This window comes from Mesorhizobium sp. M0166, assembly GCF_040322255.1.
In the GTDB taxonomy this organism is placed as follows: domain Bacteria; phylum Pseudomonadota; class Alphaproteobacteria; order Rhizobiales; family Rhizobiaceae; genus Mesorhizobium.
In genome coordinates, this window is sequence record NZ_JAMYTD010000016.1 from 59,308 (window position 1) to 83,644 (window position 24,337).

Annotated in this window: 27 protein-coding genes and 1 pseudogene; 16 read left to right on the forward strand and 12 right to left on the reverse strand. The window is 61.3% G+C overall.

Translation table 11 applies throughout. From position 1 onward, the window contains the following. Positions 1–193: 193 nt before the first annotated feature. The 9 genes from NKJ46_RS18535 to NKJ46_RS18575 form a co-directional block, all read right to left on the reverse strand. A complete protein-coding gene (locus NKJ46_RS18535) occupies positions 194–406 on the reverse strand; it encodes a DUF7317 family protein (RefSeq protein ID WP_352666328.1) in 213 nt (70 codons plus the stop codon). 569 nt (positions 407–975) lie between these two features. Beyond that, entirely contained in the window at positions 976–1,464 is a 489-nt protein-coding gene (locus NKJ46_RS18540; RefSeq protein WP_352666329.1) for a hypothetical protein, read from the reverse strand. A 1-nt stretch (position 1,465) separates the two neighbouring features. Next, positions 1,466–1,726, reverse strand: a complete 261-nt coding sequence (locus NKJ46_RS18545) for a hypothetical protein (RefSeq protein WP_352666331.1) — start codon at positions 1,724–1,726, stop codon at positions 1,466–1,468. Beyond that, on the reverse strand, positions 1,723–2,037 hold the full coding sequence (locus NKJ46_RS18550) for a winged helix domain-containing protein (RefSeq protein WP_352666332.1): 315 nt from the start codon (positions 2,035–2,037) through the stop codon (positions 1,723–1,725). Before NKJ46_RS18550 ends, NKJ46_RS18545 begins: the two co-directional genes overlap by 4 nt. Further along, positions 2,034–2,240: a hypothetical protein gene (locus tag NKJ46_RS18555; protein WP_352666333.1), complete on the reverse strand. Its 207-nt coding sequence runs from the start codon at positions 2,238–2,240 to the stop codon at positions 2,034–2,036. The genes NKJ46_RS18550 and NKJ46_RS18555 overlap by 4 nt, the downstream gene beginning before the upstream one ends. A gap of 3 nt (positions 2,241–2,243) precedes the next feature. Then, entirely contained in the window at positions 2,244–2,423 is a 180-nt protein-coding gene (locus tag NKJ46_RS18560; protein WP_352666334.1) for a helix-turn-helix domain-containing protein, read from the reverse strand. A 94-nt stretch (positions 2,424–2,517) separates the two neighbouring features. Continuing rightward, entirely contained in the window at positions 2,518–3,294 is a 777-nt protein-coding gene (locus NKJ46_RS18565) for a hypothetical protein (RefSeq protein WP_352666336.1), read from the reverse strand. Between the two features lie 98 nt (positions 3,295–3,392). Beyond that, positions 3,393–4,733 carry a site-specific integrase gene (locus NKJ46_RS18570; RefSeq protein WP_352666338.1) on the reverse strand — a complete coding sequence of 447 codons (1,341 nt, stop codon included), beginning with the start codon at positions 4,731–4,733 and terminating at the stop codon, positions 3,393–3,395. Between the two features lie 670 nt (positions 4,734–5,403). After that, a complete protein-coding gene (locus NKJ46_RS18575; protein ID WP_352666340.1) occupies positions 5,404–6,471 on the reverse strand; it encodes an adenylate/guanylate cyclase domain-containing protein in 1,068 nt (355 codons plus the stop codon). Positions 6,472–6,587: 116 nt separating this feature from the next. On the opposite strand from NKJ46_RS18575, the gene NKJ46_RS18580 reads away from it, so the two are divergent. From NKJ46_RS18580 to tolA, 5 genes are all read left to right on the forward strand, one after another. Beyond that, the gene (locus tag NKJ46_RS18580) at positions 6,588–7,028 is read left to right on the forward strand and encodes an SRPBCC family protein (protein ID WP_352666341.1); all 441 of its coding nucleotides are present in this window, start codon (positions 6,588–6,590) and stop codon (positions 7,026–7,028) included. A 343-nt stretch (positions 7,029–7,371) separates the two neighbouring features. Next, positions 7,372–7,953, forward strand: coding sequence for a VOC family protein (locus NKJ46_RS18585; RefSeq protein ID WP_352666343.1), 582 nt, complete (start codon positions 7,372–7,374; stop codon positions 7,951–7,953). A 26-nt stretch (positions 7,954–7,979) separates the two neighbouring features. Then, positions 7,980–8,858: a glutathione S-transferase family protein gene (locus NKJ46_RS18590; protein WP_352666345.1), complete on the forward strand. Its 879-nt coding sequence runs from the start codon at positions 7,980–7,982 to the stop codon at positions 8,856–8,858. Positions 8,859–9,031: 173 nt separating this feature from the next. Further along, on the forward strand, positions 9,032–9,181 hold the full coding sequence (locus NKJ46_RS18595) for a hypothetical protein (protein WP_352666347.1): 150 nt from the start codon (positions 9,032–9,034) through the stop codon (positions 9,179–9,181). 40 nt (positions 9,182–9,221) lie between these two features. Then, positions 9,222–9,626 (forward strand): cell envelope integrity protein TolA, encoded by a 405-nt coding sequence (tolA, locus tag NKJ46_RS18600; protein ID WP_352666348.1) that lies wholly within the window; start codon positions 9,222–9,224, stop codon positions 9,624–9,626. Positions 9,627–9,757: 131 nt separating this feature from the next. Here tolA and NKJ46_RS18605 read toward each other — a convergent pair whose 3' ends face one another. Continuing rightward, positions 9,758–9,973 carry a hypothetical protein gene (locus NKJ46_RS18605; RefSeq protein WP_352468942.1) on the reverse strand — a complete coding sequence of 72 codons (216 nt, stop codon included), beginning with the start codon at positions 9,971–9,973 and terminating at the stop codon, positions 9,758–9,760. 335 nt (positions 9,974–10,308) lie between these two features. On the opposite strand from NKJ46_RS18605, the gene NKJ46_RS18610 reads away from it, so the two are divergent. After that, complete coding sequence (locus tag NKJ46_RS18610) at positions 10,309–11,280, forward strand: DUF2865 domain-containing protein (protein ID WP_352666349.1); 972 nt, start codon at positions 10,309–10,311, stop codon at positions 11,278–11,280. 87 nt (positions 11,281–11,367) lie between these two features. On the opposite strand, the gene NKJ46_RS18615 is transcribed toward NKJ46_RS18610, so the two are convergent. After that, positions 11,368–11,715 (reverse strand): hypothetical protein, encoded by a 348-nt coding sequence (locus NKJ46_RS18615; protein ID WP_352666351.1) that lies wholly within the window; start codon positions 11,713–11,715, stop codon positions 11,368–11,370. Between the two features lie 654 nt (positions 11,716–12,369). On the opposite strand from NKJ46_RS18615, the gene pstS reads away from it, so the two are divergent. From pstS to phoB, 6 genes are read left to right on the forward strand one after another with little or no spacing between them, the layout of a single operon-like run. Beyond that, positions 12,370–13,431 (forward strand): phosphate ABC transporter substrate-binding protein PstS, encoded by a 1,062-nt coding sequence (gene pstS / locus NKJ46_RS18620; protein WP_352666352.1) that lies wholly within the window; start codon positions 12,370–12,372, stop codon positions 13,429–13,431. Between the two features lie 59 nt (positions 13,432–13,490). After that, complete coding sequence (gene pstC, locus NKJ46_RS18625) at positions 13,491–14,480, forward strand: phosphate ABC transporter permease subunit PstC (protein WP_352634128.1); 990 nt, start codon at positions 13,491–13,493, stop codon at positions 14,478–14,480. Positions 14,481–14,483: 3 nt separating this feature from the next. Continuing rightward, on the forward strand, positions 14,484–15,335 hold the full coding sequence (pstA, locus tag NKJ46_RS18630; RefSeq protein WP_023678532.1) for a phosphate ABC transporter permease PstA: 852 nt from the start codon (positions 14,484–14,486) through the stop codon (positions 15,333–15,335). After that, complete coding sequence (gene pstB, locus NKJ46_RS18635; RefSeq protein WP_292655560.1) at positions 15,332–16,135, forward strand: phosphate ABC transporter ATP-binding protein PstB; 804 nt, start codon at positions 15,332–15,334, stop codon at positions 16,133–16,135. The genes pstA and pstB overlap by 4 nt, the downstream gene beginning before the upstream one ends. A gap of 32 nt (positions 16,136–16,167) precedes the next feature. Further along, on the forward strand, positions 16,168–16,875 hold the full coding sequence (phoU, locus tag NKJ46_RS18640) for a phosphate signaling complex protein PhoU (protein WP_254816572.1): 708 nt from the start codon (positions 16,168–16,170) through the stop codon (positions 16,873–16,875). A 16-nt stretch (positions 16,876–16,891) separates the two neighbouring features. Next, a complete protein-coding gene (phoB, locus tag NKJ46_RS18645; protein WP_352666354.1) occupies positions 16,892–17,581 on the forward strand; it encodes a phosphate regulon transcriptional regulator PhoB in 690 nt (229 codons plus the stop codon). Between the two features lie 9 nt (positions 17,582–17,590). On the opposite strand, the gene NKJ46_RS18650 is transcribed toward phoB, so the two are convergent. Further along, complete coding sequence (locus NKJ46_RS18650) at positions 17,591–18,835, reverse strand: ROK family protein (protein ID WP_352666356.1); 1,245 nt, start codon at positions 18,833–18,835, stop codon at positions 17,591–17,593. Positions 18,836–19,121: 286 nt separating this feature from the next. Between NKJ46_RS18650 and xylF the strand changes: the two genes are divergently transcribed. The 4 genes and pseudogenes from xylF to NKJ46_RS18670 all read left to right on the forward strand — a co-directional run bounded on the left by xylF (position 19,122) and on the right by NKJ46_RS18670 (position 24,255). Continuing rightward, positions 19,122–20,162: a D-xylose ABC transporter substrate-binding protein gene (xylF, locus tag NKJ46_RS18655; RefSeq protein ID WP_352666358.1), complete on the forward strand. Its 1,041-nt coding sequence runs from the start codon at positions 19,122–19,124 to the stop codon at positions 20,160–20,162. A gap of 142 nt (positions 20,163–20,304) precedes the next feature. Further along, positions 20,305–21,632 (forward strand): annotated as a pseudogene (locus tag NKJ46_RS18660) (sugar ABC transporter permease). 77 nt (positions 21,633–21,709) lie between these two features. Beyond that, on the forward strand, positions 21,710–22,504 hold the full coding sequence (locus NKJ46_RS18665; protein WP_292655543.1) for an ATP-binding cassette domain-containing protein: 795 nt from the start codon (positions 21,710–21,712) through the stop codon (positions 22,502–22,504). 128 nt (positions 22,505–22,632) lie between these two features. Then, entirely contained in the window at positions 22,633–24,255 is a 1,623-nt protein-coding gene (locus NKJ46_RS18670; RefSeq protein ID WP_352666360.1) for a CHASE domain-containing protein, read from the forward strand. Positions 24,256–24,337: the final 82 nt, after the last annotated feature.

The following is a 24,337-nucleotide window of genomic DNA, read 5'->3' on the forward strand; positions in this document are numbered from 1 at the left end:
TGCGACCAAAAGGCTCCTCTCCGCAAGAGATTTCCTGGTGGGACAACGCTTTGTCGCACCTTCTGGCTGAAAAATCGTTAACGCTGATCCGACCCCAACACTGAGTTTAAATGGGATTTGCCGCCAAAAGATGCAAGAGGGGTCGCCACGTCACCGTGATACCGGCCGTTGGGGCAGTACCAGCAGCTTGCCGTCATCTGCCGGCAAACGCCCGGTCATATTGCGCCAGTGCGCCAGCGTCTCCCGCCACCACAATGGCCAGCCCCACCGGATCGACACGCCACGGCGCTTTGCTGTGAAGCTGCTTCCCAATCCCGTATCGCTTGCACCATCTGGCAATCGTGTCCGGTGAAACCCCTGCGATGCCGGCTGCCTGCTGGAGTGTGAGCGTCTTTGGCCTATCCAAGGCGGCCTCCTTCCTGCGCAGAGGCCTTTTCCGCCAGATAGGCCGCGATGCTGATCGACCGAACCGGCGAGGCAGGGCCAAATGTCCCCAAAGCGTTCGATTCCGGTCGTTTCTTAACGGGCAATATCGGGTTTGCCGGCGGGGGGCAGAGCGTGCGCTGCACCTTCAGCAGGGCAGGGAACAGGGGAGCCAGCCTATGGGGCATCTGCTTACCCTGCCGGCCGAGCCTCCTAGCCAGCCAGAGCGCTTGCCGTTCGCTCTTGAGGGCGCCAACATCAACCCCGTGCCTTTGCAGCCAGCTACGGAGCCCGTGTAGAGCCTCGGGCCATTCGTAGCATCTGGAATCGCCCTTGGAGGCCTTGAGGCCGTAGGGCGCTGCCTTGGGCGCTCTAGCCCCTTTCTTCCCTCCAAAGCCTCTTGCTGCCGGTGAGGGTACGCCATCGTTCGAGAAAATGACGGTGTGTGTTTCAGTCTTGTTTCGGTCTCGGTTTTTGTCTCCGTCTCGGTCTCTGTCTAGTTTCAGTCTCTGTCTCTGTATATCGGAGTGCTTGGAAAGGGCTTTCATAGGGCTATCCCCTCCCGTTGCCAGAGAGGTAGTTTGACCCGGTTAAACGGTCATTCCCTGGGAGCTTCTCCCTTACGGAAACTACATTGGGCGAGGTCTGCGCCTTACTCTCCAAACTTTCTTCAAGTTCGGCCTCTGCCGCCTCCCTGATGGGGTCGCTGTCCAACTCGGAGATGAGCCGCATCACGCCTTGCAGATGCTTGGGATTGGTCGTCTGGTTATGGCGAAACCACCGTGGAATGAAGTACTCGAATGTTTCGGGGTCGTGTGCCACCAACTCGCAAACCACTAGCGGCGTGCGGGCCGCCTGCACTCGTTCGATGGGCCAATTAAGGTTCTCTGCGGCGTAGGCGTCGGGGAGCCTGAAGCACCCCGCGCTGGATTGATGCTCGCATGTGAGCAGATATATGTAGAGCAGCCTGGAATCGTCTGTCTGGCTCCGAAACCTTGGAGAACGCCACACCTTGGGGCTGATTTTGGAATAATCGCGCACCTTAGCCTCCTCCAATCCGTTCAGATATGGACTTGAGGAATTGCAGCCGCTCCTGATAGCCCTCACGGGCAGCCTGCCGCAGATCCGCAGCGGTTTCGGGGGAGAAAACCGCACCACCGCCCATAATGGAGACGACGGTTGCAGCTACTTCCTCGATACCTTCCGGGGTCTGGGTGAAACCGGCGTGGATATCGGAATCGGCTACAAGCTTGGCGAATGCGCGGGCTGCATCTTTGATGAAAGGGTCGCCGGGGGTCATCATGCCGCTGCCCTCGCCCCATCGCTGTCTTCGAGAATGAGAACCGTCGAGCGGAGCACATAGCGGGCGTGCGAGCCTGCATATGGCCCTGTGTGGGCCTCATGAACGGTGTCGATCACCAACCCGAACTTATGTTTCAAGTCGTGTACGTACGCCGACCAGCGCGGCGCCGGCTGGTCTATAGGTGTACAGCCCCTTTCGTCGGCCTCGATCAGGCGCCGAAGGCACCAGGCCTCACGGCCATAGATGGTCATCGGCTCGCCATCGGGCAGCACCTTGGCGCGAACCCAGATCTTGTCCTTTGCGCGGCTCATGATGTGCCTCCCAAACCGGAGAGGGAGCAGACAACACGGGCTGTCTCGATCCGCAGACGGAAACGTGACGTGAGTTTCGCGGCGGCATAATCGAAGCTTGTTGCGATGTCGGTGCGGTTTTGGTAATCCTGAGGCGCGACACCTTTCGAGACTACCGAACCGGTCAGCCCTGCCAGGCTGGCCGTTTCCATTTGTGAATTCATCGCTCAAGCCTCCGCTGTCGGCAGGCTGTTGAGAAATCTCTCCAGGTCTGAAACGAGGATGAGTGTCCGGCCCCCATTCTTTCGCTTGGGGATACGATTTTCCTTGATCGCTCGATAAATCGCCGAGCGAGACATCCCGCTCATTTCGACCGTTTCGTTAATGGTTGCTGCAAGCTTTGTCATGGTGTCCTTCTGCGTTTGGTGTTGTCTTGCAGAAGGAAGATACTGTTACGGGCGCCAGATGTATGAGGGCAAATGCAAGCCGATTTTCTCTGTTCTATTTGCCCCCATCCGATTTCTTGCCTTTCTTCATCAGGGTACGCAATCGTTCAGCTACGCCTCCGGCTGAGGTAACAGGCTCGCGGAATTCTGCGGGGAACAGCCTGTTGAGCTCAAAAAGAAAGCGGCTGAAAGACGAGGGTTCTGCTACATGGTCAAGCGGTCCGTAGATGAAGCCGTTGTCCTTGGCCCACCTGCGCATCTGTTGAAGGAAATCCTTAAAAGCATTGCCTGGCGTGAAACCTGAATGCTGCTCCGCTTCTTCGTCTGAGATTTCCTTATCAACGGCGGCCATAACGCACCCCATCGATATTCCGAAGTTCATCAGAAATTGGGCGTCAATCTTAATTGCAAGCGACCGGGAATCCTCCACCCAGTTCCAGGCAGACGAGTTTGTATCCGCGGCCACCAGAATTTGCCTACCACGGACCGAGACCGGAAAGTCTTCTAGGTTGGAATTGATTTTGCCGGAAAGCACGCCTCCCGAATCTGTGCGCGGTATCATCGTTCCGTACGCGAATGACTGGAATGCCTGAACTGCCTCGCGCACGACATTGAACTGCCTCCGAACCTCGGCATAGTTTTCGCTGTTCAACTCGGCCTTCCGCCAGCGGAGAAAACTTAGCGACAGAAACTGTAGGCGTTCGCGAGCACCTTCGTTGATGGTGACACCGTAGATCCGCTCAAGACGAGCGAACTCGTCGTTCCCGAGTTCAAATGCTGGGGGCGGCCCCGAGGATGAAAACACGCTCAAGCGCGTTTTGTAATTTGCCATCGCAGCACCTTGGCGATGCACCTGAGGGCCGCAGGGAAACCGGGAGGTGCTACCCCGGCTTGTCGGATGGCCGTCCTATCCCTGCGATCTATGAAGCTCTAGCCGACGCGCAAAGGGACCACCTTGTCGTCATCGCTTTCGGGAGGCATCAGGGGCACCACCGCCCCGGCCGACAGTTCGTCCAGTGCGTCAATGATTGCCGACGAATAATGCGTCTCGATCATCCGCGCGCTCGTGTCGTGCAGCGCTGCCACAAGGCGGACCGGCAAACCATTTCGAAGCTGGCGAACGATGGAAGAGTGCCGCAAGGCATAGGGGACGGTCCCGGCTGGAAGCTCTGCCAGCTTGACGATTTCCGCCCATGGCCGGGAGAGTTCCGACGCGGTAACCCATGGCCCCCGACTGTCGCGGACCCAAACAGCTTTCTCGTGCCCCTTGTCTTGCTTATGCCGCCAGCGCTCTAGCAACGGCTCGCCGGGACGCCTACCGGCGACTACCGGCCGCAGCGCGGTCATAACATCGGCGCCAACGCGCACGGCACTGTGCGAAGCCTTTTTGACGCCTCGCCCCTTGTGACTGGTCGGCACCATCAGCCGGTTCTGCTGCACGTCCCCAACCGCCAAGCGCTTGACCTGGGAAAACCTTGCCCCTGTGGCACTCAACACCACGACGAGTCGTAACAGATCCCCGTCCCACCCTTCGCGCTCGTCCACGGTCGCGGCGGCCATAATGGCGCGACGAATGTCAGAATCGGGCAGGGCCGACTTGTCGCGGGCAGTCGGAGTTTCCGCCTGGGAGGCAGCAAGGCCATTCTTGATAATCAGTGGGATTTCAGCAGGGAGCCGCGCGCGGTCCTTTGTCGCCGCTGCGTTCAAAGCGGCCTTCAAATCGTTGATGATGCGACGAACGGTTGTCGCGGCCAACTCACTGGATAAGCCATCGCGCCATTTCGAAAGGTCGCTCTCTTTCAACGAATGAAGCATTTTGCCTGCCAGCGGAGATGAGAGGACATGGCGGGTTAGCCTCAAGCGAGCGTCACCCCGGCTGGCCTTTTCTCCGTCCCTGGCTACTTCGCGAGTTTCCTGTGCGACCAAATAGGCATCGATCGCTAGCCGCACGGTCGGGGCCGGTCCATCAATTGCCGCTAGATCATCGGCGCGCTTGGCTGAAACGTGTCGGGCCGCGGCAGCTTTGGCGTGTTCGAATGTGAGACATGCGACACCATCGGCCTCAAGCTTGCCATCGTCGGCTGTGCCTAACGTTTCCTGCTTGTACTTCTGATCGCCCTGATACCAACGCACAAGCCAGCGCCCGCCGCGTTTCTGCTTGCGGTAGCCAAGATGAACGTCGGGACTCAGCCCGCGCCAGTGCACACCCTGCGGAAGTCCGGCGCGCGCATTGCGGGTTGTTAGCGCCGCCTCCGTCAATGTCTTGGCCATGGGGGAATCACTAAACCGTCAAATATTCGTCAAATATACGCCCGTGCACGCCCTGACACAATGGGAGACGCTAGCTAATGTGTGCGTGAATCTTTAGCGAACAGAGACGAAACAGGCGTGGACAATTGAGAACAGACGGGGACGGGCCGTATAATATGCAATTGCCCTCTCACGGCGGGAACAGGGGTTCGATTCCCCTTGGGCGTACCAAGTCTCTCCAAGCTCTCGACAAACCATCAATCCGATCCATCGCCTCGGGTCGCGGCGGGTTTGGCTCATTGCCGCTTCTGGCGCAGCGGAGCCGATTGCATTAGCATTGCATCATGGGTCTTGAGGCGCAGCTTTAGCGGCGCGCAGAACGTCGCGCTGAAGGCGTCTACCACGCTGGTCGGCACTGCCTGGAGCCGACCTGAGCTACAGCTGCCGGCGACCGATCGTTTTGGCGAGCTCGGCGAAGGGCGCCTCTCCCTCGAAGGTGGATGCCGGGAATACTCGGCCCTTAGCACTGGCCAGCGAAGCTGCGCGCAACGCGCATGGCTGGGCTCTAGACGCCATACTCCAGTTGCAGTGTCGTAGCTTCTTTGCCGTTCGAATTTCTCTCAGTCATGGCTTCGCACGATACCAAGATATGCTGCGAACGACACATCCACGGCGCGCTCAACCATTCGATCTATTCCGGCAAGCCGAATAGTGTTTGCGCGCCTGCTATTCCTCCGAGCGGATGACTGCCCATGGTGATCATCGGCTCGGTAGTTTCTGCCTCGAACACTGTCGACGCGAGCACCATCCGTCCCAACGGCTTGCACAGCCCTTCGATGCGGCTGACAAGATTTACAGCCTTGCCGATCGCGGTGAAGTCCAACCTGCCGGCAGTGCCGATATTCCCCCAGAGTATCTCGCCGACATGCAGGCCAATGCCATATCCGAGCTCAGGGCCGCCATTGCGGCGCCGAGTTTGGTTGAGATGATCTATCCCGGCGCGCGTGGCCTTCACGGCGCGTACCGCCGCGTCACATGCGGCCCTTGAATCGCGCTCGCCAATCGGGAAAATCGCGAGGACGCCATCACCTATAAACTTGAGAACCTCGCCACCAAATGCGTGCACCGCGCCGGCGACGCAATCGAACCAGGCATCAAGTACCAACACGATCTCGTCTGCATCATGAACCTCGGATAGATCGGTGAAACCTCGAAGGTCCGCGCACAGAAGCGCAGCCCGTATCGTCTCTCCCTTTACTCGACGAGAATGACCGTTGAGCACATGTGCTGCGCTGCGCTTTCCCAAATATGCTTCGAGCAATGCGCGTTTCGCGGACCGTTCTGCGAGTGCGGTCATCGGAGCCGCAGCAAACCGGGAGACTTGCCGCAGCAGCTCTGACTGCGCCTCATCCGGAGTATAATCGAACGCCCACACCAAAGTCGGTGCGACACCGCCCGCTCGCTCGTCGAACACGATCGCCCGCGTCGTGCCAAGCCACTCCCGCAGCACGAACCGGGGATCGGCATTCTGGCCGTCGGCGCCTATCCCCAAAGCCTCGACCACTTCACCCCCAGGCGCTCGCCAGAGCCAGATGCGGCGTGAAATGATCGGGTCGGGAGCATCCTGCGCCAGCGCGCCGGCGATGATCGGCAAGCCGTCTTCCATCAAATGCGTTGAGAGCTGCAATAGAAGTCGCCCACCGTCGCCAATATGCGCGGCGTCGTCCAGAAGGAATGAAAGCGAGTTTGCGAGAAGCATCGGTAGAAGGTCACTCGGCACCGGCTTATGCTTACGCCTCGAACATCTTCTTGCAACTCCCCAAATTCGCTTCAATCATGTACGGCATTCGATGCGGATGTGACCTGGAGTGAGCGATGGCGGAATCGGTTTACACAGAGATTGAGGTCGCCGCGCCACAAGCGACCGTGTTCGCGCTTTTGACGGATCCGGACCAGATCGTGCGATGGATCGGGACCGAAGCGAATTTGGATGCAACGCCGGGCGGTCTGTTTCTCGTCAATGTCGGTGGTCGCCATATGGCGCGCGGTGAGTTCACCGAGGTGATCCCGGTCCACCGTCTTGCCTACAGTTTTGGCTGGGAAGACAACGAGACCGTGCCGCCCGGCTCCAGCCATGTCGAGATCGACCTGATCGCGAGGGATGCGGGGACACTGATCCGCTTCACGCACAGCGGACTGCCGAACGCAAAGGAGCGTGACAGCCACCGAATGGGATGGGAGCACTACCTCTCAAGGCTGAAGATCACTGCCGATGGGGGACATGTCGATCCCGACGTGCCGATGAAGAATATGTGATTTTCATCTAAGGGCGCCCGTAATCCGAACCAGGCGCGGCATGCGTCAACCGGGCCCCTTTGACCTGCCTCGCCAAACCGACCGCTCGGGAAACCCAGCGACGCGATCCCGGTGCCGCTCTTGGCGCCTGCGTGGAGTTCTTGAAACTCAGCGCTTCTGGCGCAACGCCTCGGATTGAATTAGCATCCGTTCATCAAAGCTCCGGCCGCACTCCTGCAGGATGCGGAATGCGGAGCGCAGGCGAGCGAGGCCGGGCGCGGTCACATGCCGGGCGCTGATCCAAGCGCGACTGGGCATCCGAACTTCCGTTCGGCGGCAAGACGGCGTGGCCGGGAGGAGACCAATGCAAAAACTGCAATCACAAGGCGTCCATCACATCACGCTGGTCGGGGCCGGGCGCCAGACCTCGATCGATTTTTGGGAGGGCGTGCTCGGCATGCCCTTCATCTTCGAGCAGCCCAACCTCGACAAGGCAAGCGAAAGCCACCTCTATTTCGACCCAGGCGATGGGCGGCTGATCACGGTCTTCACCGACGAGAGCCGCACACCAGTCAAGCGGCGCACGCCGACCGATACGGGCTGCGTCCATCACATCGCTTTTGCGGTGTCGCGCGTCACCTTTTTGCAGGCGGTCGCCCGGCTCAACGAGCGTGAAATCAAGCACAGCGGCGTCAAGGATCGCGGTTTCATGGACTCGATCTACTTCGAGGATCCGCTCGGCCTGCTGATCGAGCTCGCCTCCTACCGTTTCGAGCCGCCGGCGGGCTTCACCCATGCCGACGTGCTGATGCAGGCGCACAAGATCCGCGTTGCGCGCGGCGACTACAACATCGCCGAAGTGCACCTTGCCGATGCGATCCAGACGCTTGTCGAGCGCTCGCGCGCAACCTTGTCGGAGGATCGCGCACCGAAAAATCCATACTGACGACACGCCAACAATGGGAGGACATAATGGCAAAGACAGCAACGAAGAGTGCGAAAAGGCCCGCGGCCAAGACTTCGGCACCGATGACAGCCAAGCCAGGAGCGAAGCCGGCGGCCAAAGCCGCCGCTAGGTCAGCGGCGAAAGTGGCAAAGCCGGCGGCGAAGGTCTCCGCCAAAAAGCTCGCGAAGGCCAAGGCGAAACCGGCGAAAAAGCCGGCGCTCACGCTCAGCATGCTGAAGCCGAGCGTCAACAATATGAGCGTTCGGGTGTTTGCACGCGCCGCCGGGCTCGACCATTCCGAGACCGACGTATGGGGCCATACGCGCTCGCCCGAATATATGGCGCGAAACCCGGCCCATTTGACGCCGATGATCGAGGACAAGGGCCTGCCGAGAGGTGTCTTGTGGGAAAGCTGCGCCATCATGCAATACCTCGCCAACAAGCACGGGCTGGATAACCTATATCCCAAGGCGCCGGCCAAGCGGGCAATGATCGACAGTGCCATGTTCTACCTGATCGGGACGCTCTACCCCTATGTGGCGCGCGCCACCTATCCTGCACTGAATTTCCCGCAATATGCCGGCGAGGTTGGTCACAGCGACGCTGATCCCGACAGGAAGTCGGAAGCCCAGAAGGCCGCTATGGAAGCGATAGCCGAGCCGCTGGAGGTGTTTCACAGCTTCTTCAGGAACGGCAAGCCGTTCATCGGCGGCAAGAACCCGTCGATCGCCGACATCCGCCTGGCGGCGACGCTCGAATTCCTCGCCGTCATCGACTATGCGCTGCCCCAATGGGCAAAAGACTATATGGCGGCGATCGAGAAGAAGCTCGGCAAGGCCTATGCCGAGCCGGCCGGCGATGTGCGCGGCTACATCGCCTATGTGCGGTCGCAGGCCAACGCCTGAGGCACGGGCAGGCCGGCGACCGTCCGCATTCCCGCAGGAGCCTGCAATGATCTGGGGTAATTCTTTTTTACTCTCCCCTGTTTGCACGATGTGGGGAGAGTAAGGTTTCGTTAACCGAAACCCTTTCTACTGGTATCCACCTCCAGCCCGCGACCACGGATGTACTGGCGCGGATGGAAAGCAAAGGTCGGCTGCTCGCCGGCCTTTTGCTTGTTGCGGCGCTGCCGAAGTTGCGGCTGACGGCGCTTCGACGCCCTGCATGGCTGATGAAGCGCGTCGCCGGCATCTTGTCATCGCCGATGTCGGCCCTACCATCGAAGTAGTCCCCGTCCTCGAGGGCGGTTCAAGGACAGAGGCCCTGTCATGAAAAGCATTGCTGGAATGGTGGTGATTGCAGGCGCCATGCTGGCGGGTGCAGCCGGTCAATCGAATGCAGCGACGCTCAACACCATGCCCGAGGTCGGGGCTGCCATCCAGGCGTGCTGGACCCCGCCAGCGAATGCCGGGAATTCCACCGTCACCCTGAGCTTCAGCTTCAGGCGCAATGGCACGCTGATCGGCCGGCCCAAGCCGACCGCCATCCGCGTGGCCGGCGACGAGAAGGCGCGGCAAGCTTTTGTCGATGCGGCGATTGCGGCCGTGGACCACTGCCTGCCGTTGAGCCTTTCACCGGCGCTGGCTGAACGCATCCCGGGCAAGGTGTTCACTCTGCAATTCAACTCGCCTAAACAAAAACAGCCTGCAACGCGAGTGCAGGCTTCGCCTTGATCTTTTCCGACATCCGGATTCCACTTTTCCTAATGCATGTCGCGCAAAGTGTGCAGCGGTTTTGCGACAACGACATGCATTAGACAAGAACCTAAGCGCGTCACATGAGGCCCGGTCGACCGCGATGCGCTTTAGTGGCGGCTTCGTCTCGCCTCGACATGTCGCGCCAGTTCCGGCATTTCGAAGACATAGTCGCTCCAGGCCGATTCCGGTATCTGGCCGGCGAGATAGCACTCCAGCAACAGCCTCTGCTCGTGGTCAAGTGGCCTCGGTGCGCGTTCATGGTCCAACCCAAGTGAATGGAACAGATTCCTGGTCAGGTCCGCGACAGTGAAGTGGATCGACATTTGCGGTCTCCTCCTTGGCCGCTCAACGCCGAACCCAGGGCTAAGGTTTCAGCAACGGCCGGCCGGTAACGCCGGATTGATCGCGATGCGGAACCCGCCGCGCGCATCAAACGTCGCCGTGGCGGGCGTCCGCCGGCGTTGCTGCCGGTTCGTCTCAATCTTGAAATAAAAATGTAATATTGAATTTACACGAGTTGATCTAATACACTAGAGCTAAAGTCTCTGTCGGCAGTTCGATCTACTTCAATTAGGTGAAACTGATTTAGCCAGTACTTATCCATAGTCGACAAAGAAGAAATCCTGTTCTCGGCGCAACAAGGATAATGGTCGTTCCAATGACACGCTTCTGGCCCTTCACGATTCTGATGCTAGTGTCGGCAATAGCCGTTGCGCTCGGCACATCCTTCTCCTACGCGGATAGCTGCGGTGCTATCAGGAGCCAATTGGTTTCGGCGGGGCGCGGCGGCGGGACCAGCCCCGAGCTTGCCCAACTGCACCGGCAACTCGCCGCGCTTCAAAAGCTGGAGAGACAACGCCGATGCACGGTGAAAACGGCCGGCTTCTTCTTCAATCCCTGCGCAGACCTGGTCAGTAGCAAGGCGGAGGTGCAACGGCAAATCGCGAGACTGGCGAATTCGGGCAGGGACACGTCCGGATTGAAGGCCAGGTTTGTCGCGCTGGGCTGCGCCGCCCCGGCTGCCAAGAAACAGCAGGCGCAGCAACGCACAGCACCCAAAGCCCAGTCCGCAGGCACAACAATTGGCGGCAATCGGATGCTGTTTTGCGTTCGCTTGTCGGACGGATACTTCTTCCCCGCGCCAAAATCGCAGTTCGCCAAGAGCGACGATCTGAAGGAAACGGTCGATCAGTGCCGCTACATCTGCGACGATGCCGGCGTCGACCTCTATACGCTGAGCGACGCCACCCGCGAGACCGAAGAGATGGTCGCACTCGAGTCGGGAAAACCCTATGTGGAGCTACCTGCCGCGTTCCGGTACCGCGACGACGCGAATTTCAAGGCCTGCGACGTCAAGCGCTACTACCGGCGCGTCGCCGAACTCAGGGCACGAACCGTGACACCGGCCAACATGACCAACGCCATCATTCCGTTGCCGACGGCAAAGCCGGATTTTGGCATCGTCGCGGAAATTCCTGAATCCGGGATCGAAACCGCCGGTGCCGCTCCCGCAGAGGCAAAAACGCAGGCTACCGAGGTGCAAGGGGCTGCCCAGCATCAGTCGATCGAAAAAGCGGTCGGAGCGCGGCCGGTGAGAGTGGTCGGGCCGGCCTTTTTCCCGGCGGACTGACCAAGGCAGGCGGCGGTCCGAGACGGCGAACGGCTGGCCAGATAGCCTCTTCAAGGCCTGGAGGCGCGCGTCGACCGACGTCGCTGGTTATTCGCAGACCATGCGGGCCCGTTTGCCGGGCTCGCTGACGTTCCTGCAAGTTAGCGGCTTCGTCGGCTCCGGCGACGGCGGGTTGACGGCAACCCTCCTCCGTGGCGCTGCAACCGAAGCTGCGCTCCTGCGCACCGCCAGCCTTTTCGGCGTTTGCGGCGCCACTGGAAAGACGTCGGTCTCCAGTTGCGACTGTTCGGCTTGCGCCTGCGGCGAAGGCCGGTCCCAGAACCGGCGAACATCGAGCGGCTTGGGAATGATGACGGTGCCGTCATAGCTGCGCGCGCAGCCGCTTCCCAGAGGCAGCGCCAGGCACAGGAAGACAGGCAGAATCCGTCGAAACATCAGCAACACCCCTGCAAGCTTATAACGCTGCTTCGGCCTGACCGACAACCGGCGGAATAGGGCGGAGGGAGTAGATACGGTGAAGTAGAAGTCTTCGCACTTCCAGTCGAAGGCCTTGCTCGAAGATCGAGCGCCGGGTCGGGCGCGGATGGAGGTCCAGCGCGAGTTAGAAACGTGCGATTCGTCAACGCTTCCAGCGTAAGGCCATGGTGCGATCGCACCATACCAAAGCCGCGCTCAATCGCGACAATGGGATTCGAAGTTCCGCTCCTCCAGTTACGGGCGGGAGCAGCGACCGCCGGCAAGAAACAGGGTCAGATTTACCCCAACGGGCCTGTTTAGGCGATGGCGCGGCCATGACACGCTCTGGCTGCATGCAACGCGCTCCCGTCCGGCTTTTTTCTTTTCAAGGCCGGTGGCTGCGATCGCCGAGCAGACGATGCCGGGCCGGAATTCACGCAAGCTGCTGATTCCAACGGCAAAGCGCGGCCCACTCCGACAAAGGCCGCAGCCGCTCCTTCTTAACCCCGGCTGGACGACGTTACCGGAGCGACATGAAACTGTCATGCGACTGTAATAATCGGGGGCTATTGGCCTCAGCGGGCGCCGGAGGTATGGCGCCGAGAGACCATATTCCGAACAGGAGCAGGCCACATGAGACATTTCATCCGCTCGGCGGCCGTTGCGATTGCAATGGCTGCGGCGACGACCACCCTCACCCTGTCCGCCGCGCTCGCCGCGGACATCTCCGGCGCCGGCGCCACCTTCCCCTACCCGATCTATGCGAAGTGGGCCGACACCTACAAGAAAGACACCGGCGTTGGCCTTAACTACCAGTCGATCGGTTCCGGCGGCGGCATCAAGCAGATCAAGGCCAAGACCGTTACCTTCGGCGCTTCGGATGCGCCGCTGAAAGGCGAAGAGCTTGAAGCGTCCGGACTGGCTCAGTTCCCGATGGTGATGGGTGGCATCGTTCCCGTCGTCAATCTCGAAGGCATCAAGCCTGGCGAGTTGGTTCTCGACGGCCCGACGCTGGCCGACATCTTCCTCGGCAAGATCACGAGCTGGGATGACGCAGCGATCAAGAAGCTCAATCCAGACGTCAAGCTGCCTTCGCAGGCGATCGCGGTCGTTCACCGTTCCGATGGTTCGGGCACGACGTTCAACTTCACCTATTACCTCGGCGACGTCAGCGCGGACTGGAAAGAAAAGGTCGGCGTCGACAAGGCCGTGGAATGGCCCGTTGGCATCGGCGCCAAGGGCAATGAGGGCGTTGCCAACAACGTCTCCCAGACTGGCGGCGCGATCGGCTATGTCGAATACGCCTATGCCAAGCAGAACAAGCTCACCCACACCGACATGATCAACAAGGACGGCAAGAAGGTCGAGCCTGCCGCGGCGGCGTTTTCGGCGGCAGCGGCCAATGCCGACTGGAGCTCGCAGCCGGGCTATGGGGTGATCCTCGCCAACGAGCCGGGCGCCGAGTCCTGGCCGATGACGGCGGCGACGTGGATCCTCCTGTACAAGAAGCCGGACGACGCCGCGACCACCGGCGAGGCGCTCAAATTCTTCGCCTGGGCGTATGACAAGGGCGACGAGATGGCGGGCGAGCTGGACTACGTTCCGATGCCCGACAAGGTGGTCGAGAGCGTCAAGGCGATGTGGGCCAAGGAAGTCGTCGGCAGCGACGGCAAGCCGCTCTACTCGGCTATGTAATCTCCTCCAGGGAGGGCGTCGACGGCGCCCTCCCTGTTGCCTTTAATCGCGAGGACCCAATGACCATCGCTTCCGATGCCATGCCATCATCCGCAGCAGCCCGGGCCAGGGAAGCTACGGTGCGGCGCTTCGCGCTCACAGATGCCATATTCCGCGGTCTCACCCGCGCTTCCGCAATTCTTGTGCTGGTCATCCTCGGCGGTGTCGCGATCTCGCTGTTTGCCGGCTCATGGCAGGCGCTGTCCTCCTTCGGTTTTTCTTTCCTGACGACTGAGAGCTGGAATCCGGTCACGGAAAAATTTGGCGCACTGGCGCCGATCTACGGCACCCTGGTAACGGCGGCCATCGCCATCCTGATCGCGGTCCCGATCGGCATCGGCATTGCAATCTTTCTCACCGAGCTCTGCCCGCGCCCGCTCAGGCGCCCGATCGGCATAGCGGTCGAGCTATTGGCCGGCATTCCCTCGATCATCTACGGCATCTGGGGCCTGTTCGTGTTCGCGCCGTTCCTGCAGACGACGATACAGCCCTTCATAATCAACATCTTCCACGGCGTGCCGGGACTATCCAGCCTTTTCGCCGGCCCTCCTTACGGCATCGGCCTTCTGACCTCGGCGCTGATCCTCGCCATCATGGTGCTGCCCTTCATCACCTCGATCACCAAGGACGTCTTCGATACGGTGCCGGCGGTGCTGAAGGAATCGGCCTACGGCATCGGCTGCACGACATGGGAAGTGACCCGGCGCGTGGTCATTCCCTATACCCGCATCGGCATCATGGGCGGCGTCATGCTTGGCCTCGGCCGGGCGCTCGGCGAGACCATGGCGGTGACCTTCGTCATCGGCAACGCCCACCGCATCAGCGCCTCTCTGTTCGCGCCGGGCACGACCATCTCGGCCACCATCGCCAATGAATTCACCGAAGCCGACGGCGATCTCTACACCTCCTCGCTGGTTTCGCTCGGCCTGATCCTGTTCGTCATCACCTTCCTGATCCTTGCCGCCGCCCGCTATATGCTGATGCGGATCGACGCCCGTACGGGAGCCTGACCGATGTCGACATCCTCATCGCTCCACAGCCGCCGCAAAGCCAGGAATTCGGTGATGATGGCGCTTTGCGTCGTCGCCGCCGGCATCGGGCTTGCCTGGCTGGCGCTCATCCTCGGCGCGCTGGTCTATAAGGGCACGGCCGGGCTTTCGCTTGCGGTCTTCACCGAGATGACGCCACCACCGGGCGAGGCCGGCGGCCTGCTCAATGCCATTGCGGGAAGCCTGCTGATGACGATCATCGCTGTTGTCGTCGGCACGCCGATCGGCGTGCTGGCGGGAACCTACATGGCCGAATATGGACGTTTCTCGCGCATCACCACCGTCGTCCGCTTCATCAACGACATCCTGTTGTCGGCGCCGTCGATCATCATCGGCTTGTTCGTCTATGAGTTGATGGTGCGGCCAATGGGGCATTTCTCGGCCATTGCCGGCGCCGTTGCGCTTGCCATCCTGGTCATTCCGGTGGTCGTGCGCACCACCGAAGACATGCTCAACCTGGTGCCGAACGCATTACGTGAAGCCGGTGCCGCGATCGGCGCGCCGCGCTGGGTGGTGATCCGTTCGGTCGCCTACCGCGCCGCATTATCCGGCATCGTCACCGGCATATTGCTGGCGATAGCGCGCATTTCCGGCGAGACGGCGCCGCTGCTCTTCACCGCGCTCAACAACCAGTTCTGGAGCAGCAATATCAACGCGCCGATGGCCAGCCTGCCGGTGACCATCTTCCAGTTCGCTCTCAGCCCTTACGAGGAATGGCAGCAACTGGCGTGGACCGGCGCACTCATAATCACCCTGACGGTTCTGGGCTTGAGCATCCTCGCCCGCAGCCTTACCGGACGCAGAGAGGACAGATGACACAGATGTTGTCCCCGGACATGACGATGACCGAAACGGTCGCCGAGAAGACGAAGATCGAGGTCAAGAACCTCAACTTCTACTACGGCCAGAGCAAGGCGCTAAAGGACATCAGCCTGTCGCTGCCCGAGCGCAGCGTCACGGCCTTCATTGGGCCTTCGGGCTGCGGGAAATCGACGCTGCTGCGTGTGTTCAACCGCATCTATGAGCTCTACCCGAAACAGACAGCCGAGGGCCAGGTGCTGCTCGACGGCAAAAACATTCTCGACCGGTCGCAGGATCTCAACCTCCTCAGGACCAAGATCGGCATGGTGTTCCAGAAGCCGACGCCGTTCCCGATGTCGATCTACGAGAACATCGCCTTCGGCGTCAGGCTCTACGAAAACCTCGGCAAGTCCGAGATGGACGGCCGCGTCGAACAGGCGTTGAAGCGCGCCGCGCTGTGGAGCGAGGTCAAGGACAAACTCAACGCCAGCGGCTTGAGCCTGTCCGGCGGCCAGCAGCAGCGGCTCTGTATCGCCCGCACCGTGGCCGTGAAGCCGGAAGTCATTCTGCTCGACGAACCGGCGTCCGCACTCGACCCATTGTCGACCGCCAAGATCGAGGAACTGATCGACGAATTGCAAGCCGACTACACGATCGTCATCGTCACCCACAACATGCAGCAGGCGGCGCGCGTGTCGCGCCAGACCGCCTTCATGTATCTCGGTGAACTGGTCGAGTTCGACCGGACCGAGAAGATCTTCACGTCGCCCCGCGAGAAGCGCACGCAGGATTATATCACCGGCCGCTTCGGCTGAGCCGTTCCGATCATGCATATGAGGACAGGACCATGGGCGAACACACAGTCGCTTCTTTCGACGAGGATCTCGAGCAGATCAGCAAGCTGATCCGCGACATGGCCGACCTCGCCGGTTCGATGGTCGGCGGGGCGACCAAGGCCCTGTTGAATTCCGACAACGTGTTGGCGCAACGCGTCGTTTCCGACGACGCCATCATGGATGCGCGTCAACGCGAACTGGACGACCGCGCCATCACCCTGATCGCCAAACGCCAGCCGATGGCCCACGATCTTCGCCATGTGGTCGGAGCGATCCGCATGGCCGGCGACCTCGAACGCATCGGCGACCTTGCCAAGAATATCGCCAAGCGTGTGAGTGCGGTCGGCCTCAGCGTCACGCCGCGCGACTTGTCGCATTCCATCGACGCGATGGCGCAGCTGGTGCTCATCCAGGTGCAGGGCGTCATCGAGGAGTATGCTGCAGGCGATGCGGCCGCGTTGGCCAAGCTGCGTGCCGCCGACGAGCGCATTGACGTCAAATACACGTCCGTGTTCCGCGAGCTATTGACCTACATGATGGAAGATCCGCGCAACATCACCGCTTGCACGCACCTGCTGTTCTGCGCCAAGAATCTGGAGCGGATCGGCGACCATGTCACCAACATCGCCGAAAATGCGTATTATGTGCTGACCGGCGAGCAATTGCCGGTCAATCGTCCGAAGCAGGACGAAACGACAATGTCCGCGCCGGTGACATGATGGGGGTGCCCAGCTGATGATCGCACCACGAGTAATGGTGGTGGAGGACGAGGAGCCGTTGGGTGTGCTGCTCCGCTACAATCTCGAATCCGAAGGCTACCAGGTCGAGGTGGTGACACGCGGCGACGAAGCCGAGATCCGTTTGCAGGAGAATGTGCCCGACCTTCTGGTGCTCGACTGGATGATACCAGCGGTTTCCGGCATCGAGCTCTGCCGCCGGTTGCGGGTGCGCCCCGAAACCGAGCGGCTGCCGATCATCATGCTGACCGCGCGCGGCGAGGAGAGCGACCGGGTGCGCGGTCTTTCGACCGGCGCCGACGACTATCTGGTCAAACCGTTTTCTACACCGGAATTCATGGCCAGGGTCAAGGCGCTGCTGCGCCGCGCCAAGCCGGAAGTGCTGTCCAGCGTGCTGAAGGTCGGCGACATCGTGCTCGATCGCGAATCGCACAGGGTCTATCGCAAGAAGAGCGAGATCAGGCTCGGACCGACCGAATTCCGGCTGCTGGAGTTTATGATGCGGCATCCGGGCCGCGTCTTCTCGCGCAGCCAGTTGCTCGATAATGTCTGGGGCGAGACGATCTACATCGACGAACGCACAGTGGACGTCCATGTCGGCCGGCTGCGCAAAGCCGTCAATAACGGCCGCATGCCGGATGTCATCCGCACCATCCGCGGTGCCGGTTATGCGATCAGGGAAGATTGATCCGCCTGGTCAGGCGACGTTCTTTCGGACGCCGGGCCTCATTTGCGCGCCCGGCGCGAAAATCTCCTGGTCGACGAAGCTTAACGCCCGCATCGCGCAGCCTTCGCGGATCAGCGGCAATTCGTTCGGCTCAGTGTCGAAAGAGATCGAGCCGGAATGCTGGCCGCCGGCGGTCTGTGCGATTGCCTTGCGCAAGGCCGGCTCGATCAGATCGAAGGCGGCGGCACTGGCGCCGACCATCGCGACCGGTGCCGGATCGATCAGCGCGAACAGCGAGCCGAGACCGAAACCCAGCGCTTCGCCGGCCTTGCAGTAGGCCTCGCGTTCCGGCCCATCTTTCTCGCGCGCCCGGGCCGCCAGGGCGCGCATGTCGGCGTCGCTGACGTCGGCGACCGGTTCGCTGTCTTCGCTCATCTGCCTGGCGTTGCGCCAGATGGCGTAGTTGCCGGCATAGGCCTCGATGCAGCCGCGTCGTCCGCAACGGCAGAGCGCGCCGCCTGGACGATGGATCATGTGGCCAAACTCGCCGCCCGAGGAATGCGTGCCGGTGAACAGCTCGCCCTTCAACACTAGCCCCATGCCGATGCCATGCGAAAGCAGGATGGCGATGAAGTCGTCGCGATGGCGGTCCGGCTTGCGCCAGCGCAGAGCCACCGCCATCATATTGCAGTCGTTCTCCACCGTTGCCGGGATGCCGAATTCGTCCTCCAGCATGTCGGCAAAGGCAATGTCGGTCTGCGGCGTGATCGGCGACCACAGCATGGCGCGTGCAGGGGAGTCGGTAATGCCCTGGATAGCTAGGGCGATGCGGGCGACACTGCGGACGTCAAGGTCTGGATCCTCAAGTCGGCGCCGGACGATGGCCATGCATTCGCGGATCAGTTCGTCGCGCGGCATGGTCAGCGTGTCCAGCCGGCGCTGTTCCTCGGCGACCACCTGTCCCGCATAGTCGATAATGGCGGCCGACAGGAAATTCAGCGACAACACCACGGTCAACACCGCCGCAGCTTCCGGGTTGAGGGCGAGGCCGACCTGCGGACGACCGCGTTTCAACGAAACGGGCTCGCTTGCCTTGCTCTCGGCGAGGATGCCTTCCCGTATCAGGTCGGAGGAGATCGCCGATATGGTCGAATGGCTGAGGCCGGTGGTTGCTGCGATCTCAGTACGCGATGGCTGGCCGGCCCGGCGCACCGCCGAGATCACCATCGCCCGGTTGCGCCGGCGCAAATCGTCATGGCGGATTCCGACCGACATCGTTTTGCTTTCCTCCCGGTTGCCGCGGCCGCTCATGAACCGGAAGCCGTCGGTAATGTCCGACAAACAGTGTCGGATGCAGGCAAATAGTGTCAGATGCGGGTGGCGCTGTCATCGTTTATTCCGACGCTCGAAAAAACTCGCAAAGTCATCAAAATCCATCAGAATCGATGTTGACAGCAGCCGGAGATCGGGCCAGTATTTTTTCGAGGCTCGAAAAAATTAGAGCTTCTAAGCTGGTCTTTGAGCCAATTGGTCACGCCGTACGCGGCGCAGGGAGGATATGATGAAGAAATTCACGACCGCCATTCTGGCGGGTGTCGCCATGACGCTGGCGCTGGCGTCGGTGGCGCAGGCTAAAGACAAGGTCATCGGCGTTTCCTGGTCGAACTTCCAGGAAGAGCGCTGGAAGACCGACGAGGCCGCAATGAAGGCGGCCATCGAGGCCGCCGGCGACAAGTATATTTCCGCCGACGCGCAGTCCAACCCCGGCAAGCAGCTCACCGACGTCGAGAGCCTGATCTCGCAGGGCGCCAACGCACTGATCATCCTTGCGCAGGACGCCTCGGCCATCGGGCCGGCCGTGCAGAAGGCGCTGGACGAAGGTATTCCGGTTGTCGGCTACGACCGGCTGATCGAGAACAAGGACGTCTTTTACCTGACCTTTGACAACAAGGAAGTCGGCCGCATGCAGGCCCGCGAAGTGTTCAAGGTGAAGCCGGAAGGCAACTACGTCTTCATCAAGGGCTCGGGTGCCGATCCGAATGCCGATTTCCTGTTTGCCGGTTCGATGGAAGTGCTGAAGGACGCTATCGACAGGGGCAAGATCAAGAATGTCGGCGAGGCCTATACCGACGGCTGGCTGCCGGCCAACGCCCAGAAAAACATGGAACAGTTCCTGACGGCGAACGACAACAAGGTCGATGCAGTGGTCGCGGCCAATGACGGTACTGCCGGCGGCGTCGTCGCAGCATTGACGGCGCAAGGGTTGGCTGGATCTGTTCCGGTCTCGGGCCAGGACGGCGACCACGCCGCGCTGAACCGCATCGCGCTCGGCACACAGACTGTGTCGGTGTGGAAGGATGCGCGCGAGCTCGGCAAGAACGCCGCCGAGATCGCCTCGCAACTGGCCGACGGCAAGCAGATGACCGACATTGCCGGCGTGAAGGATTTCACCACGCCCGGCGGCAATACCGTCAAGTCGCTGTTCCTGACCCCGGTCGCCATCACCAAGGATAACCTCAACGTCGTCATCGACGCCGGCTGGATCAAGAAAGAAGAGGTCTGCGCCGGCGTGGCGGCGGGCACTGTTGCAGTCTGCAACTGAGCCGACGTTTCCGAGACGTCCGAACGCCGCGGCCGCTCGCCGCGGCGTTTTTTCAACAAGAGTTGTTTTTCCGCTTCCGGCGGATAACTTCTAGGCTGCTTCCGGCATCCGCGGCAGACGGCAACCCGGCGGGAGAAACATGATGACCGACACGACTTCCAACACGCCGGTCGACAGCACGGCAGACCGGGCGCGTGAATCCGAGCTCGGCATCGTTGCCCGATTTCTCAAGGCAACCGAACTCGACACGCGCATGCTCGGCATGGTCGGCGCGCTGCTGGTCATCTGGGTCGGGATCCACATACTCTCGGGTGGGCTTTTCCTCACGCCGCGCAATCTCTGGAACTTGTCGGTGCAGACCTCCTCGGTCGCGATCATGGCGACCGGCATGGTGCTGGTCATCGTGATGCGCAACATCGATCTTTCGGTCGGCTCCGTCGAAGGCGTGATCGGCATGGTGATGGGCGTGGCGCAGGCCGAATTCCTCATCCGCGTCATGGAGTTCCAGCTTGGAAATCCCTGGATATGGATCATCGCGCTGGCTGCCGGCGTGGCGCTCGGCCTCCTGATCGGCGCGTTCCAGGGCTTTATCATCGCCTATCTCGAGGTTCCGGCCTTCATCGTGACGCTGGGCGGCCTGCTGGTCTGGCGCGGCATGGCATGGTTGATGACGAGCGGGCGCACCGTCGCGCCGCTCGACGCCACCTTCCAGCTCATGGGCGGCGGGCCGCGTGGCTCGATCGGCGCAACCGCAAGCTGGATCGTCGGCATTCTCGCCTGTGTGGGCGTCGCCTTCATGCTGCTCAACGGCCGGTCGCAGCGCAAGCGGTTCAAATTTCCGCTGCGCCCCGTCTGGGCGGAGACCCTGCTGGGTGTTGTCGCCTGTGCCGCCATCCTCGGCGCTGTCTGGATCGCCAATTCCTATCCCTGGCCGATCGGCATCGTTCGCCAGTACGCCCAGCGGAACGGCATCACCCTCCCGAAGGCGGGCTGTTCATCGCCCATGGCATCGCCATACCGGTGCTGATCGCTGTCGCAGTCGGCATCGTCATGACCTTCATCACCAAACGCACCCGTTTCGGCCGCTATGTCTTTGCCATTGGCGGCAACCCGGAAGCGGCGGAACTCGCCGGCATCAACACGCGCTGGGTGACCATGAAGGTGTTCATGATCATGGGCGTGCTGGCCGCGATCAGCGCGGCGATTGCTTCGGCCCGCCTCAATGCGTCGACCAATGCGCTGGGGACCCTGGACGAACTCCTGGTCATCGCGGCGGCGGTGATCGGCGGCACGTCGCTCGCCGGCGGCTCCGGCACAGTGCTCGGCGCCATGCTCGGCGCGCTTTTGATGCAGTCGCTGCAATCCGGCATGGTGCTGCTCGGCATCGATTCGCCGCTGCAGAGCATTGTTGTCGGCGCCGTGCTGGTGGTCGCGGTGTGGCTCGATACCGTCTATCGCAAACGGGTCTGAGCATGATCCCGCAAGGTGGAAACCGGTTGTCGGACAAGATCATGCTCAAGCAGGATCTATAGGGAGGAAGAACAAGCATGGCAGACAAGACCGCTCCCACGCCGCTGATCGACATGCGCAACATCTCCATCGCCTTCGGCGGCATTCGCGCCGTCGACGATGCCTCGGTCGATCTTTTCCCGGGCGAAGTGATGGCTTTGCTCGGTCACAACGGTGCCGGCAAGTCGACGTTGATAAAAATCCTGTCCGGCGCCTACAAGCGCGATGCGGGCCAGATTTTCGTCAACGGCGAGGAGGCTTCGATCTCCAATCCCCGCGACGCCAAGAAGTACGGCATCGAGACGATCTACCAGACGCTGGCGCTGGCCGACAACGTCGATGCGGCCGCCAACCTGTTTCTCGGCCGCGAGCTGATGACCGGCTGGGGTACGCTCGATGACGTCGCCATGGAGGCCGAGGCGCGCAAGGTGATGGGCAGGCTCAATCCGCGTTTCCAACGCTTCAAGGAGCCGGTCGTAAAGCTTTCAGGCGGCCAGCGGCAGTCGGTTGCGATCGCCCGCGCCATCCTGTTCAACGCCCGCATCCTGATCATGGACGAGCCGACGGCGGCACTCGGGCCGCAGGAGACGGCGCAGGTCGGCGAACTGGTCAGGCAGCTCAAGGCCGACGGCATCGGCATTTTCCTGATCAGCCATGATATTCACGACGTGTTCGAGCTTGCCGACCGCGTCTGCGTCATGAAGAACGGTCGGGTTGTCGGCACGGCGCGCACGACCGACGTCACCCAGGACGAAGTGCTCGGCATGATCATCCTCGGCAAGTGCCCACCCGGCGCCATTCCGGGGCCGGGAGCCCTGAAGATTGCCGCATGAATGAGAATTAGCCGGCTAATCACAAGCCGCCAAAATGTGCCAGCCGTCACCATGCTTTGGCCTCGCCATTGTGTTGGCGTCGGGACTTGCCCATAAAGAGCCGAACCGTCCACGGGACGTATCAGCCATTGAAGAAGCTTTTTCCGACTGTCGCTTTTATCGCCGTCGCGCTGATCAGCCTGACGATGGCGGGTTTTGCGTATTTTGCCACCCAGGAGGCGGCCCGCATTAAATTCGACGCGACGGCGGACGACGCGCTTAACCGGATCGAAAGCCGCATCGACCTGGACCTGTCGCTGCTGCGCTCAACCCGGGCGCTGTTCGACGCGCGCAATGGCGGTATCTCGCAAGGCGAGTTCAAGGCTTTCTTCAACGCGCTCGACATCAACAATAATTTCGCCGGCCTGCGCGGCATCGGCTTCCTCCGCCTGGCGAAAACGGGCAACGAGGCGGCGGTCGAGCGCGACATCCTGCACGATCACGGCGCAAGCCATCCGATCTATCCCGACACGAACTTACCGTGGCGCACGCCCATCGTGCTGTTCGAACCGCTGGATCCGTCCAACAAATCCAGCATCGGCTACGACATGTTCACCGGGCCGGCGCGGCGCGAGGCGATCGAAAGGGCGATGGCCGACGACCAGCAGCACGCCAGCGGGCTGGTGCAGCTCGGCAAGGATACGGGTGCCGCGCAGACCTTTACCGGGTTCCTGGTCTTCGTCCGGCTCAATGTCGAAACCGCGCCGGACGCCGTGAACGCGTCGAGATCCTCGACTGCCGGCTTCCTTTATGCGGCCTTCCGCGCCCGTGATCTGTTCCAGGCCGCGCTCAGCCGGGCACCATTGCTGCCGGTCAATACCGAGATCTATGACGGCACGGTGGACAGCGACAACCTGCTGTTCCAGTCGGAAACGCCGCCTGTTTCGGGCCTCGGCGACAGGCTGCTAGTCACCCGCAAGATCACCGTCGCCGGCCGGCCGTGGGTCGTCCTGTTCAGGCCGACAAGTGCTTTCTCGCAACCTTCCTCGCGCGCCATCCCGGTGATGCTCGGATTGTTCGGACTGCTGCTTGCGGGCGCCATCGCGCTGGTGGCCCGCTATCAGGAGCGGGCCTATGAGGCGGTCTCGCTGCTTCACGAAACGACCGAAAAGAGCCTGCTGGAAAAAGACCTGATGCTGCAGGAGATGAAGCATCGCATCAAGAACTCGATCACGCGGGTGCTGGCAATCGCGCGCCAGACAGCATCGCACACCACCGACGTCCAGGAATTCTCGGCTTCTTTCTCGGCCCGGCTGCAGGCGATGGCGGCTTCCCAGGACATGCTGACGCGCTCACGCTGGCAGAAAGCCGATCTCGGCGACCTGCTGCGCATCGAGCTTGGCCAGGTGTTCGGCAGCGAGCTTCCTGAGGGGCTGTTGTCGGGACCGGAGGTTCTTCTTGACGAAAAAACGACGCAGGCACTCGGCCTCGTTTTTCACGAACTGGCGACGAATGCGCTGAAGCACGGCGAAGCCGGCAATTCAGTCGGTGCGCTGAAGGTCGACTGGTCGCTCGAAGGCCGCGGCGGCGCCCGGACATTGGCTCTCAACTGGCGTGAGGCCGGTCAGAAGAAGCTCGAGACACCGGCAAAGAGCGGTTTTGGCACCAGGCTGATCGATCTCAATGTCACGCGCGAATTGCGTGGCACAATCAGGCGCGATTTTCACGAAGATGGCTTGAACGTGGAAATCAAGGTTCCGCTGCCGGCCTGAAACCGCCGTCTCGTGGGCCGCATCGCGACAGCGCCTTGGAGGTGCAAACGCGGAGACAGGTGGCCTGTCTCCGCGTTTGCTG